Here is a 16,450-nt window from a genome sequence, read left to right on the forward strand (position 1 = left end):
GACATCCCGTGATACCGACCAACGAGCAAATTGCTGCCTTGATCCGTGAGGACAGCGTCCACAAGAGCGTCTACACCGACCCGACCCTGTTCAAGCTGGAGATGGAGCGAATCTACGGCAACGCCTGGATCTACGTCGGCCATGAAAGCCAGGTCAAGAACCCCGGCGACTACCACACCACCCGTCTCGGTGATCAGGACGTGATCATGGTGCGCGGCGCCAACCAGCAGGTCAGCGTGCTGTACAACCGCTGCCCGCACAAGGGCGCCAAACTGGTGGCCGACGGTGACGGCAGTGTCGGCAAATTCTTCCGCTGCCCGTATCACGCCTGGACCTTCAAACTCGACGGCCAGCATTTGTCGGCACCGCTCAAGAGCGGTTTCGAAGGCACCTGCTACGACCCCAAACACCCGGATTTCTCCATGGCCAGCGTCGCCCGCGTCGAGACCTATCGCGGCTTCGTGTTCGCCAGCCAGGCGGCGTTCGGGCCGGACCTGAAAGCATTTCTGGGTGGCGTCATCACCTCCATCGACAACCTCTGCGACCGTTCACCGGTCGGCGAAGTCGAGGTGGCCGGCGGCATCTTCCGTGTTCAGCAGCGCTCGAACTGGAAAGTGTTCTACGAGAACCTGCACGACACCATGCACGCCCGCGTGACCCACGAATCGTCGGTAGACGCTGCGCGTGACGAAGCCCAGGCCATCGGTGAAATGCCCTTCGAGCTGCTGATCATGGACGGCAATGGCGAACCCTACGACTTCTGGGAAAAACTCGAACTGCGCGCTTACCACAACGGCCACGGCTACATGGAAGCGATCTTCGACCCGGCCGCCGCCGAGCGCGACGAGGTCTCCCGTGCTCACTTCGAATGCCTGAGCCAGGCCTACGGCGAGCAGCGTGCCAAGGAAATCCTCGGCATGAACCGTCACAACACGGTGATCTACGGCAGCGGCTCGCCGCACACCGTGTTCATGCAGTTCCGGGTGATCCGCCCCATCGCGGTGGACCGGACCATGGTTGAGATCCAGACCTTCCGCTGCAAGGGCGCTCCGGATGCCGTGTTCGACCGCGCGCTGACCTACGCCAACGTCATCAACTCACCCTCCTCCAACGTGATGCCCGACGATGTCGAAGTCTACGCCCGCTGCCAGGAAGGCAACATGACCCGCGGTGGCGAGTGGATCAGCATGCACCGCTACGCCGGCACCGATAAGCCGTTGGAGGACGGCGCGGTGTCCACCAACGGCACCAGCGAACTGCCGATGCGCAACCAGTTTGCCGCCTGGAAACAGTTCATGACCGCCACCCTGATCGCCAAGGAGAGCACCCATGCTGCTTGACCGCCGAATCGACGTCGACACCCGCCAGTTGACCCCCGCCCAGGTTCCCGTCGAGACCCTGCGCCAGATCGAACAGTTTCTTTACCGTGAGGCGCGTCTGCTGGATGAGCGGCGTTTCTGGGAGTGGGACAAGCTGTTCACCGACACCGGCATGTACTGGGTGCCGCACAAGCACGAGCAAGCCAACCCGTTCGACCATATCTCGCTGTTCTGGGAAAACCGCATGCTGCGCGAGGTGCGGATTCGGCGGGTGGAAAACGCCCGCAACTGGTCTCAGCAACCGCAAACCCAGACCGCGCACTTGGTCGGCAATGTGCTGGTCGAGGGGCTCGACGCCCAAGGCCTGCTGGTGGTCAGCGCCAGCTTCCAGTACAGCGAGTGGCGTCTGGAGCAACGTCAACTCGCCGGTCGCTACACCTATAAATTGGCCGCTCAGGACGGCGGTGACTGGCAGATCCAGCTCAAGCGCGTGGACCTCATCAACTGCAACGATGTGTTCGCCAACCTTGAGGTATTCGTGTGATGAACGCGCCGGTGGTGATCGCCCTGCACTATCAGAATGACGTGTTGCACCCCGATGGCAAGATAAGGGTCGGGCTGGGGTCCGAAGACAGCGTGCGCGCCGCACTGCTCGACGCCGCCGGCAGATTACTGGCTGGCGCACGCGCCAAGGGTTGGCCTATCGTTCACGTGCGTGTGGCGTTCCGACCGGACTACGCCGACCTGATCCAGAACGCGCCGATTCTGCGCACGGTCGCCACCCTCGGCGCTGTCCGGGAAGGCAGTTGGGGAGCGGAGTTTTTCAGCGCCTTGGCGCCGCTGGACAGCCGCACTGAATTCGTCGTCACCCACAACCGGATCAACGCTTTTTATGGCTCACCGCTGGAAACCGTGGTGCGCCAGTTCAATCCTTCGCACCTGTTGATCGCTGGCGTGGCGACCCATTCTGTAGTGGAGAGCACAGTGCGCCATGCGGTGGATTGCGGATTCGAGGTGACGGTGGCGGCAGATGCCTGCGCCAGCGCGGACAGCGGCGCGCATGTGGCCTCGCTGGCGAGCATGGCGCTGATCGCCCGTATCAGCCACGTCAAGGAAGCACTGGAGGACTTGGCATGATGCTCGAAGGCAAAGTGGCGATTGTGACCGGCAGTACTCAGGGACTGGGCCTGGACATCGCTCGGCAGCTGTTGGCCGAGGGCGCTCGGGTGATGCTGGTGGGGCGTAACGCCGACAGCGGTCAGGCATTGGCGCAAGCAATGGGTTGCGGATTTTCAGCCTGCGACGTGGAGCGCGACGAAGACATCGACGCGTGCATCACAGCCACGCTGGCCCGCTTCGGCAGGCTCGACATTCTGGTCAACAACGCTTGCCTGTACGCCGATCAGGGACTGGCTTCTGACCGCGCACAGTGGCTGAAAACCCTGAACGTCAATCTGGTGTCGGCGGCGATCTTTACCCAGAAGGCCGCCGTGCATCTGCCCAGCGGCGGCGTGGTCATCAACATTGGCAGCACCGGCGGTAAATTCGGCGCAGCCGGGCGTGCACTCTACCCCGCCTCCAAAGCCGGCATCCTGCAACTGACGAAAAACCTGGCCATGACCCTGGCCCCGGAGCAAGTCCGGGTGCTGAGCGTATCCCCGGCCTGGACCTGGTCGCCCAGCGTCGCCGACCTGAGCGACAACGATCCGCAGCTGGCCGATCGGGTCGGAGCCCCCTTTCACCCGCTCGGGCGCATTGGACGGGGCTATGAAGTAGCAAGCGTGGTGGCCTTTCTATGCAGCGCCGGTGCCGGCTGGATGACCGGTGTCGACGTGCCGGTGGACGGCGGCTTTTCGATCCTGGGGCCAGACCGTGGCGTGTCGCCGCGAGTGTGGTTTCAACAATACCGTGACAGCCAATAAAACCTGATAACCGAATGAGGTAGACAACATGGGCAAGATGATTGAGATCCGGGCAACGGACAGCAACGCCACGTTCAGCGGTTACCTGGCCCTGCCGGCCAGCGGCAAGGGCCCCGGGGTGGTGATCGGCCAGGAGATTTTCGGGGTCAACGCCAATATGTGCGCGGTGGCCGATTTCTATGCCGAGGAAGGCTACGTGGCTCTGGTGCCGGACCTGTTCTGGCGCCTGCAACCGGGCGTTGACCTGGGCTACACCGAAGCGGATTTTGCCGCTGCCATCGACCTGTTTCAGCGTCTGGACGTGGACAAGGCAATCACCGACATCGACGCCAGCTTCAAAGCCCTGCGTGCCCTGCCTGAAGTCGAAGGCTCGGGCCTGGGTTATGTCGGCTTCTGCATGGGCGGCAAACTGGCCTGGCTGACTGCCGCACGCACCGATGTGGCCTGCTCGGTCGGCTACTACGGCATGGGTATCGAACACCTGCTGCACGAATCGGAAAACCTCACGGGCCGGCTGGTACTGCATTTTGCCGAGAACGATGGCTACTGCGACGCCAATGCCCGCGCCCGGATCGGCGAGCACCTGGCCGGCAGCGACAAAGCCGAAATCTACGTGTACCCAGGCGTCGACCATGCCTTCGCCCGGGCCGGGGGCTCACACTACGACAAGCCCGCCTCGCTGATGGCCCATGAACGCAGCATCGCCGCACTCAAGCGCGAGATCGGCCCCCACTTCAACCTGTCAGCCCTGTGGGAAGAACACATCCGCCACGAATTCGAGACCCGCGACGTACCCGCCACCATGGCAACCATGGTCGCCGAACCCTACGTCAACCATATCCCGACCATGACCGGCGGCGTCGGCGCCAGGGAACTCAGCCGCTTCTATCAACACCATTTTGTCCACGGCAATCCACCGGACATGAAGCTCATCCCGATTTCCCGCACCATCGGCGCATTGCAGATCGTGGATGAATTCATCATGTGTTTCACCCACAGCACCGAAATCGACTGGATGCTGCCCAACGTCGCACCGACCGGGAAGTACGTCGAGATACCGATGCTGGGGGTGATCAAGTTCCGGGGCGACAAGCTGTACCACGAACATATCTACTGGGACCAGGCCAGTGTGCTGGTGCAGATTGGCTTGTTGAACCCTGAAGGGCTGCCGGTGGCAGGCGTGGAAACGGCGAGAAAGCTGTTGGATGAACAGCTGCCGTCCAATACGTTGATGGGTCGCTGGACACACAGCGGGCAATAGCGACCGACAATGAAAAAGGCCGATCTGTCATTCAACAGATCGGCCTTTTTTCATTCAATCAAACGTCAGACATGCTCACTGCTTTTCGCCTGCACCACCCGTGGCTCTCCATGCCCAGGGTCCGCCTCTACCACCGGGATCTCTTTCCCGTCGCAGTCACGCAACTTGCCTTCGCTGAAGTAATCCCCTTCGCGCAACGCCGCCAAGTCCTGGTACCGCAGGACCCGTTCAGTACCGGCGGCAAACACCGACTGCTGATCCGAGTTACCGGCAGTGAGGTGGTTGAAGGTCAGGTTCAGCACGATGGCCATGATCGCCGAGGAGCTGATGCCCGAGTGGAAGATCGTGGCGAACCAGCTTGGGAAGTGGTCGTAGAAATTTGGCGCAGCGATGGGGATCATGCCAAAACCGATGGAGGTGGCGACGATGATCAGGTTGACGTTGTTGCGGTAGTCGACCTTGGACAGCGTGCGAATGCCGCTGGCCGCCACGGTGCCGAACAGCACGATCCCGGCGCCGCCGAGCACGGAGGTCGGAACAGCGGCGATGACCCGGCCCATGAAGGGCAGCAGGCCGAGGATCACCAGAAACAAGCCGCCGGTGGCCACCACGAAGCGGCTCTTGATCCCGGTGACCGCCACCAGACCGACGTTCTGAGCGAACGCGCTTTGGGTAAAAGAGCCGAAGATTGGCGCGATCATGCTCGACAGCATATCGGCGCGCAGACCGTTGCCCAGGCGTTTGGAGTCGACCTTGGTGTCGATGATTTCACCGACCGCAAGGATGTCCGCCGAGGTTTCCACCAGCGTCACCATGACCACGATGCACATCGACAGGATCGCAGCGAAGTGGAAGGTCGGCATGCCGAAGTGGAACGGCGTCGGGAAGCCGAACATCGGGCCTTGGGTGACGGACGAGAAATCCGCCATGCCGAGGAACACCGCGATGACTGTGCCGATCACCATGGCCAACAGAATCGAGAGCCGGGAGATGGTCGCGCTGCCGATTTTGCTCAACAACAGCACCAGCACCAGCGTCACCGCCGCCAGACCGATGTTCGCCATGCTGCCGAAGTCTGGCGCATGACTGTTGCCCCCCATGGCCCAACGCGCGGCCACCGGCATCAGCGTCAGGCCAATGGTCGTGATCACGATGCCCGTCACCAGCGGCGGGAAGAATTTGGTGATTCGCGAGAACACCGGCGTGATCAGCAAACCGATCAACGACGCGGCAATCACCGCCCCCAGGATCGACTGAAACCCGCCCTCCCCGCCACTGCTGACAATGGCCACCATCGTCGCGACGCCCGAGAACGACACGCCCTGCACCAGCGGCAACTGACAACCGAAAAACGGTAAACCGAGGGTCTGCAGCAATGTCGCCAAGCCCCCCGCAAACAATGAAGCAGCAATCAACAAACCGATGTCCGCCGGCGAGAGCCCGGCCGCCTGGCCGATGATCAAAGGCACCGCGACGATGCCGCCGTACATGGTCAAAACGTGTTGCAGGCCGTAAGCCATATTCGCGCCGACCCCGAGGTTTTCGTCCTCAGGCCGTTGGTGTGAAACATGGGGCGTTTTCATGGTTGGGGGGTTCCCTGGTTTTTGTTATGCGCACACTGTATGCAAGACTCAGGACAAATGTCTATAGAGTTGTATACAACTAATCGGTCAAATTATGGACACCCGTCCATGTAGCCCTTTTCCTGCGCTGTTTTCCCCTCCAAAAAACATTTGAAATACATCCCTCCTTTGTCTTCTCCCCCGCCCGCTAGTCTTTGGCATTCCAAGCGACCATCGGTACGGACGCCCCCCATATACATATAAAGTATGCATAATAAAGTCATTCGAAATTCAGTCTCACAAGGCAAAGAACGCAGCGAACAAGTTAAAGCATCAGGGGATCAGCCTCGCGGAGACAGAGGCCGTGTTTTATGACGAGAGAGCCCTCTCGCCGCAGGACAACCATCACGATGAGCAGCGGTGGATCATCATGGGGCTGGATGCCAAAGGTCGCTTGTTGGTCGTTGCGTACACGTATCGCGAGCCGAATTTCGTTCGAATCATTGCCGCGCGCATCGCTACCAAAAATGAGCGGTGCCGATATCTGGAGGCTTGAACCATGAAAGACGAATACGATTTCAGCAAGGCCAAACGCGGAGCGGTTGCCTCCGGCAAAGGCAAGACCCGAATCACCATCATGCTCGACGATGTCGTGTTAGACGCGGCGCGTACCGCCGCCGAGAGTGAGGGATTCGGTTATCAGACGGTGATCAACAACACCTTGCGCCAGGCCTTGCTCGGCGATGGAAGCAAGACAGCGGCCATCCCGAACACCGCTGTTGCAAACTCTGGACATTTCAAGGAAGGAATAACCGCCTCCGAACTAAAAAACCTGGAGAAAAAACTATCAGAGGTACTCAGTGAAATTCATCGCGTGATGAAGCCATGAGCTACGTCGCCACGATCAGCCGTGCAAGCACCTGTTTCAACGCCATGTGCTCCGGCACCCGAATCCCGAACTCGCTCCCCAGCAACCCCACCAGCTCATCCACACTCGCCACCTGCCGACGTTCGCTCTCGCTGCCGATCCGGTGAATGGCAAAACTGCCGTTGTTAAGCGTGCGCCGCCAGCCTTCTCCCGTCCGCGCCACCATCAGTTGACTGGCAAAAGATGATTCAGGATGGGTCGAGACGTACCAGTTGCCGACGGCGAAATCGATGTCTTCCTGCCGTTGCAGGTCGAAGATGTACATCGCTCGCCACTCACCGGCAATGTTGGCGCGCAAGGTATAGCCATCGGCATGTTGCTCGATGCGATAGGGTTCGTGGGGCGTGCGCTGTTCGGCCGGGGTGTCGAGCAGCAGCGGCGCCGTAGGCACCATGCCACCGAAGCCGACATCGGTGATGTAGCGCACGCCGTCGATAGTGACCAGGCTCAAACGGTGCGTTCGCGCGGTCCATGCGCCCTCGGGCTGGCCCATGACCACCCGACCGCTGATGCCTGTAGCGTCGAAACCCAGCGCCTGAAGCAGCGACAGAAACAAATTATTGAGTTCGTAGCAGTAACCACCGCGACTTTCGTGCAGGACTTTTTGCTCGATGGACGGCAGGTCGATGAGCACGGGTTCGCCTGACAGCGTGGTGAGGTTTTCAAACGCGAATGCACCGGTGTGGCGCAGCTGCAGTTGACGCAGGGTTTCCAGGGTCGGCGCCGGTGGCGCGTCGAAACCCAGGCGTTGCAGGTACAACGAAAGATTGCTCAGGCGTGATTCGCTCATGGCTCGGTCCTTATGCAGGGGGCGCAGATCGCTGTGCCGGTGGTCGCCATGTATAAGGGATAAAGCGGTACGACCGACAATTGATTTAGCCAATCGCCACCCGCCCGAAAAATCAACGCTGCTTGCGCGAACTCAGTCGAATCCACGTCGGTGCGTGGTCACTGGCATGCGGCTCATTGCGGACCCAGGCATCGACACCGGCCTCTTGCAGATAAGGGCTCAGCGCCGGGTTGAGCAACAGATGGTCAATGCGCAACCCGGAATTTTTCTGCCAGTGCTGTCTGAAATAATCCCAAAAGGTGTAGAGCCGATCCTCTGGATAAAGATGACGCAGGGAATCGGTCCAACCCTGGTTCAGCAACCGCTGATAACACTCGCGGCTTTCCGGCTGGAGCAATGCGTCCTTGAGCCAGGAGCGTGGGTTGTAAATATCCAGATCGGTCGGCACCACGTTGTAGTCACCCGCCAGCACTACTGGGTGTTCACTGCGCTGGAGATCCTCGGCATAGGCGATCAACCGCTCGAACCACGCGAGCTTGTAATCGAACTTCGGCCCTGGCTGCGGATTGCCATTGGGCAGGTACAGACAGCCGACCAGCACACCATGCACGGCGGCCTCCAGATAACGACTCTGAGTGTCGCTGTCCCCCCCCGGCAAACCCCGCCGACTCTCCAGCGGTTGCGCATCCCGCGCCAGAATCGCCACCCCGTTCCACGATGATTGGCCTTGCCAGATCGCGCCGTAACCGGCCGCCTCAAGTTCTGCGGCGGGAAACGCACTGTCCACCGACTTCAGCTCCTGCAAACAGGCGATGTCCGGCTTTTCCCGCTCCAGCCAGGCCAGCAGGTTTGGCAGTCGGGCGCGCATGCCGTTGACGTTGAACGTTGCGATTCGCAGATTCTTCATGGGCCGACACTCCGGATGAGGGTGTTCAGTGTGTGACCTCCATACCTTCAGGTGGTTGCTCGGCGCACAACAGGTAACGACTTGGATCATGCCGCAGTTGTCTCAACGATCCGAGCGTAACAACTCCTCGATGCCGCCTTCGATCGACAGCACCGCCGAACGGTTGCGTCCAGAATGCTTGGCCTGATACAACGCGGCATCCGCACGCCCGATGAACACTTCGGGGCTGTCCAGGCGCGTGGGTACAAATGAATGGCAGCCCAGGCTGACCGTGACGAAACCGTTGGGCGAACCGCTGTGGCTGATGTTTTTGGCCATGACCGCGCGACGGATCTGCTCGGCAATGACCACCGCACCGTGAATATCGGTATCCGGCAGCAACACTGCGAATTCCTCGCCGCCGTAACGCACTGCCAGATCGGCTTTTCGATGACAGCAACTCTTTACCGCCCGCGCCACTTCCGCCAGGCAATGGTCCCCCGCCACATGGCCGTAAGCGTCGTTGTAGCGCTTGAAGTAATCGATATCGACCATGATCAGGCTCAATGAACTCGACTGACGGGTGCCACGGCCGAACTCGATGTCCAGCGCCTGCTCGAACAGTCGACGATTGGCCAGGCCAGTCAGGCTATCGTGGGTCGCGATCAGCTTCAACGCCTCCTTGGCCTTGCGCAAATCCGCCTCGACCCGCTCGCCGAGGCGGACCTGACGCACGAACACCCAACCGAACAGCCCCACGCCGATCACGACCAGGGCAACAATGATGCTGGATTGATACGCGGTCTCGTACCAACTCTTGAGTATCGAATCCCTGGACGATGCCGCCGACACCACCAGCGGATAGGCGCCGAGCTGACGGTAGCCATACAACCGCACGATGCCATCGACCGCCGAACGGAATGTTGCATTGCCAGAGGGTGCGCTGGGCAGCAAGGTCTGAAAGATCTCGCCATTGGCCAACGACGTGCCGATCTGCGCTTCGACAAACGGCCGGCGCGCCAGCAGCGTCCCGTCAGTCAGCCCCAAGAACATCGAGCCATCGTCATCAAGACTGAAGCTTTTGAAGAACTGGTCGAAGTAGGACATCTTGATGCCGGCCAGCAAAACGCCCTGAAAAAGGCCGTTTTTGTCGTTCACGCGTTTGGAGACCGGAATGATCCATTCGCCATTCTCGCGACTGCGAATAGCCGGACCGATGTGCGCCACCGACGATATGTTCTGCTGGTGATACATAAAGTAGTCGCGGTCTGCCACGCCATTTCCACGAGGCAGATCCGCAAAAGAAGTCACGATCCACTGGCCCTTCTGATCAAACAGAAAGATCCCGTGGAATTGACTCAGCGCCTGCACCCGCCGGGCGAACGTTTTCTGAAGGCGTGGCCGCTGCGGCGGACCGAAGCCATCGACCTGAATCCAGTCAACCAGACTGGTCAACACCAGATCGGCTTTCATGAAGGTGTCTTCGGCGTGCTGCGCCATGGCTCGCGTGAGGTTCGATGACGCCACTTCGGCCACCGCCAGATCGTGCCGACGCGATTGCTCCAGTTGCAGGTAAAGCAAACCGCACAGGCACAGACACACCACAGCAATGAACAATAAGGCTGCCTTGCGCAGAGGTAACCGTTTCAGAGCAACGCCAGTAGCGACGTGCGGGTCGTCTTGGAGAATAGACAAAGCTCATCCTGTAAGGGTAAGGCATGGGCGAAGGCCCAAAACCCTTAATGATTACGAGCTTAGTCTACGGGATGGTACGGGGCAATTGTCCTTTAGACAGGCGTCGCATCGCACTGTGCAAGTGCGCCCGCGCACTTTCTGCATCTCCCATGCGCATTTGCTCGTAGGCCCTTTGCGCAATGGCGGAAAAGTGATTATTGCAGCCCCCTCCTCCAGCCCATGCAGAGCCGCCAGCAGAAAGCATGCCGCCAGTTCCATGCGCGCCGTGATGACAGCCGGCGAGTCCAGATTCAGGTCGGTAATGGGCGAGCCAGGAGCGCCCATTCATCGGCGGGAATCCGACTCAGGGCGTAGTTTTCAAATGCCCGTGGACTCTCCCGTTTTTCGGATCGACAAACCAGTATTCGTTATTGGCCGTCTTCACCTGCCCGCATTCGGTTGGATAGCCTTTCGCTTCAATACAAAGAACTCCGTCTTTCAACGTCCACTTTTCCTTCTCCGGTTTGTAGGGCGCCTGCTCGAACACCTCTACTCCGTTCGGCGCAAAACTCATTGAAAAAGGGTGACTGCCCTCTCGGGTGGTCCCGTAAAACTTCCTTCCTACCAACGCGCCAGTGATTTGCGCATCGTCAAGCGTTACCGCCGATGCAGGCACTGGTGGTGGCTCGTAATTACTACGGGGAGTGGTTGCGCACCCTGCCAGGCAGGTCAACAGGATGGACGCGCCGAACTTTAATGAAGTCATGCCACACCTTCCTTGTTAGCACCGGAAGAATTTCCGGTAAATCAAAGATTAGGCGAAGCTGTTTTGGTGACCCGGGCTAAGCGCCGAACGGTTGACGGCCATTACGGCTGCCCCGTCGCCACCGACGCCGTCGCCGCATGTAGATTCAACACCGGCATTTGCGCAGGACGATTCAACGCCCGCAGTACGGGTGCATCGTAGCCGTACACATCCGGTTTGAATGACACGCGCCCGTCGCTGCCCAGATCGACTGTCCAATAGGCCAACAACACCGGTACTTTCACCGGCAGTCGAATGTTCTCGGTCTTGCCATTGGCCAGCTGTTTCTGAATACCGGCGCTGTTCCATTTAACCGGGTCGTTGAACAATAACTCCACCAGTTGCAGCGGATTTTCCACCCGGATGCAGCCCGAACTGGTCGCACGGACAGTCTTGGAAAACAACTCGCGATGCGGCGTATCGTGAAGGTAAATCGCGTAGTCGTTGGGGAAGCGGATCACCACCTGGCCCAGCGAACTCTCGGGCCCGGCATCCTGGCGCAAGCTGATGCCACGCGGGTGGGTCCAGTCGACGCCCGCAGGGTCGAGCTCGTTGCCTTCACCATCGATCACGCGAATACGGTTGGCGGCCAGGTAACCGGGATTACTCTGGATCTTCGGCAGCACGTCTTCCTTGAGGATCGTCGGCGGCACCGTCCAGGTCGGATTGAACGTGATGTAGGTGATCTGCGCCTGAAAGATCGGCGTATTGCGCGCCGCTTTTCCGACTTGCACCCGGGACCGCCATATCGGCTGGCCATCGCGGTACATCGCCACTTTATAGCCGGCGATATCAACGATAACGAACGTGCCTTGAAGTTTATAAAGCAGCCAACGCGCGCGCTCCATGTTCACGCGAACCTGATCAATGCGTGCGTCCACGGGCACATTCAAGGCCGCTAGCGTGGTCGCCCCCGCCATGCCATCCGCTCCGAGGTATTGCTCGCTCTGATACTTCTTCACCGCTGCGGTGACGGCGCTGTCGTACTTCGTACCGTGGATCAACCGCGGATCGAGAAAACCTGCCGCGACCATCCTCGCCCGCAACTGCGCGACAGCCGGTTCGTCCATGCCAGGCTTGAGCGAATGGTCTACGAGCACTTGCGGCCAACCGCCCCGATCACGAATACCGCGCAATTGCGCCAGCGCCTGACGCAACCCCACGTACACCGCTTCTTGCGGCGGAGCGAGGGCAAACGCCTTCGCGACATCGTGATTGTCGAGCGCCGCGAAGAAAGCATTGACGTCGTCGCGCGGGTCGACGCCATTGGCGTCAAAATTCCAGTGAATATCCAGCCGCGAAGGATCGACCTTGCCCCGCCGCAACTGTAGCAGCGCAGTAATAAAGGTATGCGTCGTCGCCAAATCAAAAGCCGCCCGTTGCTCAGGGGTCACTGGCGTGGTCAGCATTGTGGTCTGGGACCGGATCAGTTCATCAATATGAAAATCCGCCGGGTTCAAACCATCGGCTTCAGTCGCACCCAGGCTGGCGATCAATTGTGCGACATCGCGGTCATTCGTCCACGCTGCGCGATAAGCGCGATGCGTATAAAAATCCATGACCAGACGGCTGACCTCCACGCGCCGATGACGAGGTGCAGTCAGCAAAGGCGGAAACGCAGTTTTCAGCGGTTCCAGCGAAGCCTGAATCGCCTGACCGACGTTGTCGTCTGCTTCAGCCTCAAAAACGGAGTTAGGCGCAATTGTCGGCTCAATCGGCGAAGTTTCCGCAAGCGCCGTGCCGCTGATCAGAAAGCCCATAAAAAATACGCGGCTTATGACGAATAACCTTGTTAAAAGCACCATGGATAATCCTTAATCTCCCGCATTCAACGCCTGGCTTTCAATGCACTGCTAGACTCGAACTTAACATGATGAGACATCTATATGGCGCCACTACGTATTGGCTATCTACTGCCGACCCTGCTATTGACAGCAATGTCCGTACCGTTAGCCTACGCCGATTCGCTCGCGGCCGCCCTCATCAAAGCGGCCCCGAAAGCCAACGCCAACGTCATTAACCTTGCCGTTCGCGCCTCGCAATGCAGCATCGCTCAAGGTGCGGCTCCTGTCCAAAGACTCGCGGTGATTGATTACTCCTTGCCGTCCACCGAACAGCGCCTGTGGGTGTTCGATTTAAAGAAGCGCAAGTTGCTGTTTCATGAACTGGTCGCCCACGGGCGCAACAGCGGCGAGAACATGGCCGTCAACTTCTCCAATCAAAATGAAAGCTTCGCCACCAGCCTTGGGCTGTATCGCACGCAGCAGAGCTATGTCGGGCAGAACGGTTACTCGCTGCGCATGGAAGGCCTGGAGCCGGGTTTCAACGACAATGCGTTTGACCGGGCGATCGTAATTCATGGCGCGCCTTACGTCAGTCCAGTGCTCGCACGGGTCAATGGCCGAATCGGTAGAAGCCTGGGCTGCCCGGCCGTACGGCCGGCGATTGCGCACAAGCTGATTGATTCGATGAAAGACGGGCAGTTGTTGTTTTCGTACTACCCGGATCAGCGCTGGCTGAAGAAATCTTCGTATATCAATTGCGGTAGCGGGACCGTGGCCACGGCGTCGAAATCCACCACCAACCGTTGAATGCAGCGTGAACCTGTCAAAAGTGTAATCTCCACCTCAGCCTGCTGAAAGGCATCGCCCGCTAGCCTAGCCGTCAAGTTGTCTCCCAACTGACGGACCGGGATAAAAAACGGCATGCACTCCAACACTTCAAGACGCACCTTCGTGAAAGGGCTCGCTGCGGGCGGGCTGCTCGGTGGCCTCGGGTTATGGCGCACGCCTGTGTGGGCAGTCACCAGCCCTGGCGAACCGCAGGTGTTGGCCGGCACCGAGTTCGACCTGTTCATCGGCGAAACACCGATCAACATCACCGGCAATCCGCGCAACGCGATGACCATCAACGGCGGCATCCCCGGCCCATTGCTGCGCTGGCGTGAAGGCGACACGGTCACGCTGCGGGTGAAGAACCGGCTCAAGGAAAACACCTCCATTCACTGGCATGGCATCTTGCTGCCGGCCAACATGGACGGCGTGCCAGGGCTGAGTTTTCACGGCATCGAACCCGGCGGCATGTACGTTTACACATTCCAGCTCAGGCAGAACGGCACTTACTGGTATCACAGCCATTCGGGTCTTCAGGAACAGTCCGGCGTTTATGGCCCACTGGTGATCGACGCCAAGGAACCGGAACCTTTCCAGTACGACCGAGATTACGTGGTGATGCTGACCGACTGGACCGACGAAGACCCGGCCAGCCTAATGAACACCCTGAAAAAACAGTCCGATTACTACAACTACAACAAGCGTACCGTCGGCGATTTCATACACGATATCAGCGAGAAAGGTTGGGCTTCCACGGTCACCGATCGAAAGATGTGGGCCGAAATGAAGATGAATCCCACAGACCTCGCCGACGTCAGCGGCGCCACCTACACCTTCTTGATGAACGGCCAGGCACCGGACTCGAACTGGACGGGCGTGTTCCGTCCGGGTGAAAAACTGCGGCTGCGGTTCATCAACGGCTCCGCCATGACGTACTTTGACGTGCGCATTCCCGGGCTGAAAATGATGGTGGTCGCTGCGGATGGGCAACACGTCAAACCGGTGAGTGTCGATGAGTTTCGCATTGCGGTGGCGGAGACGTTTGATGTGATTGTCGAGCCGACCGAAGCGGCTTACACCTTGTTCGCCCAGTCGATGGATCGGACCGGCTTCGCACGCGGCACGCTTGCAGCGAAGGCTGGTTTATCCGCGCCGGTACCACCGCTGGACCGTCGCCCGCTGGTGACCATGGATGACATGGGCATGGGTGGAATGGATCACGGCAGCATGGCGGGCATGGATCACAGCGCCATGGCCATGCCCGGTATGCAGTCTCATCCAGAGACGGAAAAAGACAACCCGCTGGTGGACATGCAAGCCATGACCACCGCCCCCAAACTCGACGATCCCGGCCTGGGCCTGCGCAACAACGGCCGACGCGTCCTGACCTATTCCGACCTTCGCAGCACCTTCGAAGACCCGGACGGCCGCGACCCGAGCCGCACGATTGAACTGCACCTCACCGGCCACATGGAAAAATTTGCCTGGTCGTTCAACGGTGTGAAGTTCTCCGACGCCGAACCTGTGCGCCTCAAATATGGCGAGCGGGTTCGGGTGGTGCTGGTCAACGACACAATGATGACCCACCCCATCCACCTGCACGGCATGTGGAGCGACCTCGAAGACGAGAACGGCCAGTTCATGGTGCGCAAACACACGATCGACATGCCCCCCGGCTCCCGGCGCAGCTATCGGGTAACCGCCGATGCACTCGGCCGCTGGGCCTATCACTGCCATCTCCTGTACCACATGGAAATGGGCATGTTCCGTGAAGTTCGCGTGGAAGAATGAGACGCCTACCCATGACCAGACTCACCCCCCTCTCTTTGGCGCTCGTGACCGCGAGCCTGACACTTTCTTCGGCGATGGCCGCCACCGACGACATGCAGAACATGGATCACAGCCAGATGCAGGGCATGGACCCTGGCCAAATGCAAAGCATGGATGACGGCCAGATGCAGCCCGCCGCGCCGACCGAAAGCCGCACGCCGATCCCGGCGCTGACCGATGCCGACCGGGCCGCCGTGTATGCCAGCCCGACCGGCCACGGCGTGCATGACACCGCGCTCAACTATTACTTCCTCGCCGACAAACTCGAATGGCAGGACGCTGACAACGGCAGCACTCTGGCCTGGGATCTCTCCGGCTGGATCGGCGGCGACATCGATCGCCTGTGGCTGCGCTCCGAAGGCGAACGCACCAACGGCAAAACCGAAGACGCCGAAATCCAGGCCTTGTGGGGCCATGCCATCTCCCCGTGGTGGGACGTGGTGACCGGCGTCCGCCAGGACTTCAAACCTGGCGACCCGCAAACCTGGGCCGCGTTCGGCGTGCAAGGGATGGCGCTGTACAACTTCGAAACCGAGGCCACCGCCTTCATCGGGGAAGGAGGCCAAACCGCCGCACGACTTGAGGGCGACTACGACATCCTGTTGACCAACCGGCTGATCCTGCAACCAACCGTCGAACTCAACGTCTACGGCAAAAACGATCCGCAACGGGGGATCGGTTCCGGGTTATCCAACACCGAAGCCGGTCTGCGGTTGCGCTATGAAATTCGCCGGGAAATCGCCCCGTACATCGGCGTGACCTGGAACCGTACCTACGGCAGAACCGCCGACTACGCCAACGACGAAGGTGAGGATCGCAGTGAAGCACGCCTGGTCCTCGGTGTTCGCCTGTGGTTCTAAA

At 59.8% G+C, this 16,450-nt stretch carries 16 protein-coding genes and 1 pseudogene; 10 read left to right on the top strand and 7 right to left on the bottom strand.

Annotation, left to right across the window (positions count from 1 at the left end; genetic code table 11):
• Positions 1-8: 8 nt before the first annotated feature.
• Genes Q7W83_RS16895 through Q7W83_RS16915 form a run of 5 tightly spaced genes read left to right on the top strand, consistent with a single transcriptional unit; the run spans position 9 to position 4,502 of the window.
• A complete protein-coding gene (locus tag Q7W83_RS16895; protein WP_150631569.1) occupies positions 9-1,340 on the top strand; it encodes an aromatic ring-hydroxylating dioxygenase subunit alpha in 1,332 nt (443 codons plus the stop codon).
• Positions 1,330-1,863, top strand: a complete 534-nt coding sequence (locus Q7W83_RS16900; protein ID WP_150631570.1) for an aromatic-ring-hydroxylating dioxygenase subunit beta — start codon at positions 1,330-1,332, stop codon at positions 1,861-1,863. Before Q7W83_RS16895 ends, Q7W83_RS16900 begins: the two co-directional genes overlap by 11 nt.
• Entirely contained in the window at positions 1,863-2,456 is a 594-nt protein-coding gene (locus Q7W83_RS16905; protein WP_150631662.1) for a cysteine hydrolase family protein, read from the top strand. The genes Q7W83_RS16900 and Q7W83_RS16905 overlap by 1 nt, the downstream gene beginning before the upstream one ends.
• Entirely contained in the window at positions 2,453-3,241 is a 789-nt protein-coding gene (locus Q7W83_RS16910) for an SDR family oxidoreductase (protein WP_473656373.1), read from the top strand. The genes Q7W83_RS16905 and Q7W83_RS16910 overlap by 4 nt, the downstream gene beginning before the upstream one ends.
• Before the next feature lie 28 nt (positions 3,242-3,269).
• On the top strand, positions 3,270-4,502 hold the full coding sequence (locus Q7W83_RS16915) for a dienelactone hydrolase family protein (protein WP_473656374.1): 1,233 nt from the start codon (positions 3,270-3,272) through the stop codon (positions 4,500-4,502).
• Positions 4,503-4,567: 65 nt separating this feature from the next.
• On the opposite strand, the gene Q7W83_RS16920 is transcribed toward Q7W83_RS16915, so the two are convergent.
• Positions 4,568-6,085 carry a nucleobase:cation symporter-2 family protein gene (locus Q7W83_RS16920; RefSeq protein ID WP_150631573.1) on the bottom strand — a complete coding sequence of 506 codons (1,518 nt, stop codon included), beginning with the start codon at positions 6,083-6,085 and terminating at the stop codon, positions 4,568-4,570.
• Positions 6,086-6,338: 253 nt separating this feature from the next.
• On the opposite strand from Q7W83_RS16920, the gene Q7W83_RS16925 reads away from it, so the two are divergent.
• Together Q7W83_RS16925 and Q7W83_RS16930 are read left to right on the top strand one after the other, a co-directional pair.
• Positions 6,339-6,620, top strand: a complete 282-nt coding sequence (locus Q7W83_RS16925; protein WP_150631574.1) for a BrnT family toxin — start codon at positions 6,339-6,341, stop codon at positions 6,618-6,620.
• Between the two features lie 3 nt (positions 6,621-6,623).
• A complete protein-coding gene (locus tag Q7W83_RS16930; RefSeq protein WP_150631575.1) occupies positions 6,624-6,953 on the top strand; it encodes a BrnA antitoxin family protein in 330 nt (109 codons plus the stop codon).
• A gap of 1 nt (position 6,954) precedes the next feature.
• Here Q7W83_RS16930 and Q7W83_RS16935 read toward each other — a convergent pair whose 3' ends face one another.
• From Q7W83_RS16935 to Q7W83_RS16960, 6 genes and pseudogenes are all read right to left on the bottom strand, one after another.
• On the bottom strand, positions 6,955-7,782 hold the full coding sequence (locus tag Q7W83_RS16935; protein ID WP_473656375.1) for an arylamine N-acetyltransferase family protein: 828 nt from the start codon (positions 7,780-7,782) through the stop codon (positions 6,955-6,957).
• Positions 7,783-7,894: 112 nt separating this feature from the next.
• The gene (locus tag Q7W83_RS16940; protein WP_150631577.1) at positions 7,895-8,689 is read right to left on the bottom strand and encodes an exodeoxyribonuclease III; all 795 of its coding nucleotides are present in this window, start codon (positions 8,687-8,689) and stop codon (positions 7,895-7,897) included.
• 102 nt (positions 8,690-8,791) lie between these two features.
• On the bottom strand, positions 8,792-10,363 hold the full coding sequence (locus Q7W83_RS16945) for a sensor domain-containing diguanylate cyclase (RefSeq protein ID WP_473656376.1): 1,572 nt from the start codon (positions 10,361-10,363) through the stop codon (positions 8,792-8,794).
• Between the two features lie 178 nt (positions 10,364-10,541).
• Positions 10,542-10,687: pseudogene (locus Q7W83_RS16950) on the bottom strand (aldolase); the annotation flags it as partial.
• 19 nt (positions 10,688-10,706) lie between these two features.
• Positions 10,707-11,108 carry a hypothetical protein gene (locus Q7W83_RS16955; protein ID WP_150631579.1) on the bottom strand — a complete coding sequence of 134 codons (402 nt, stop codon included), beginning with the start codon at positions 11,106-11,108 and terminating at the stop codon, positions 10,707-10,709.
• A 101-nt stretch (positions 11,109-11,209) separates the two neighbouring features.
• On the bottom strand, positions 11,210-12,952 hold the full coding sequence (locus Q7W83_RS16960; RefSeq protein ID WP_150654202.1) for a L,D-transpeptidase family protein: 1,743 nt from the start codon (positions 12,950-12,952) through the stop codon (positions 11,210-11,212).
• An 81-nt stretch (positions 12,953-13,033) separates the two neighbouring features.
• Between Q7W83_RS16960 and Q7W83_RS16965 the strand changes: the two genes are divergently transcribed.
• The 3 genes from Q7W83_RS16965 (at position 13,034) to Q7W83_RS16975 (ending at position 16,449) form a co-directional block, all read left to right on the top strand.
• Complete coding sequence (locus Q7W83_RS16965) at positions 13,034-13,738, top strand: murein L,D-transpeptidase catalytic domain family protein (protein ID WP_150637441.1); 705 nt, start codon at positions 13,034-13,036, stop codon at positions 13,736-13,738.
• Positions 13,739-13,852: 114 nt separating this feature from the next.
• Positions 13,853-15,550, top strand: a complete 1,698-nt coding sequence (locus tag Q7W83_RS16970; protein WP_473656377.1) for a copper resistance system multicopper oxidase — start codon at positions 13,853-13,855, stop codon at positions 15,548-15,550.
• 11 nt (positions 15,551-15,561) lie between these two features.
• Positions 15,562-16,449: a copper resistance protein B gene (locus Q7W83_RS16975; protein WP_473656378.1), complete on the top strand. Its 888-nt coding sequence runs from the start codon at positions 15,562-15,564 to the stop codon at positions 16,447-16,449.
• Position 16,450: the final 1 nt, after the last annotated feature.

Source organism: Pseudomonas sp. 300, from assembly GCF_055803035.1.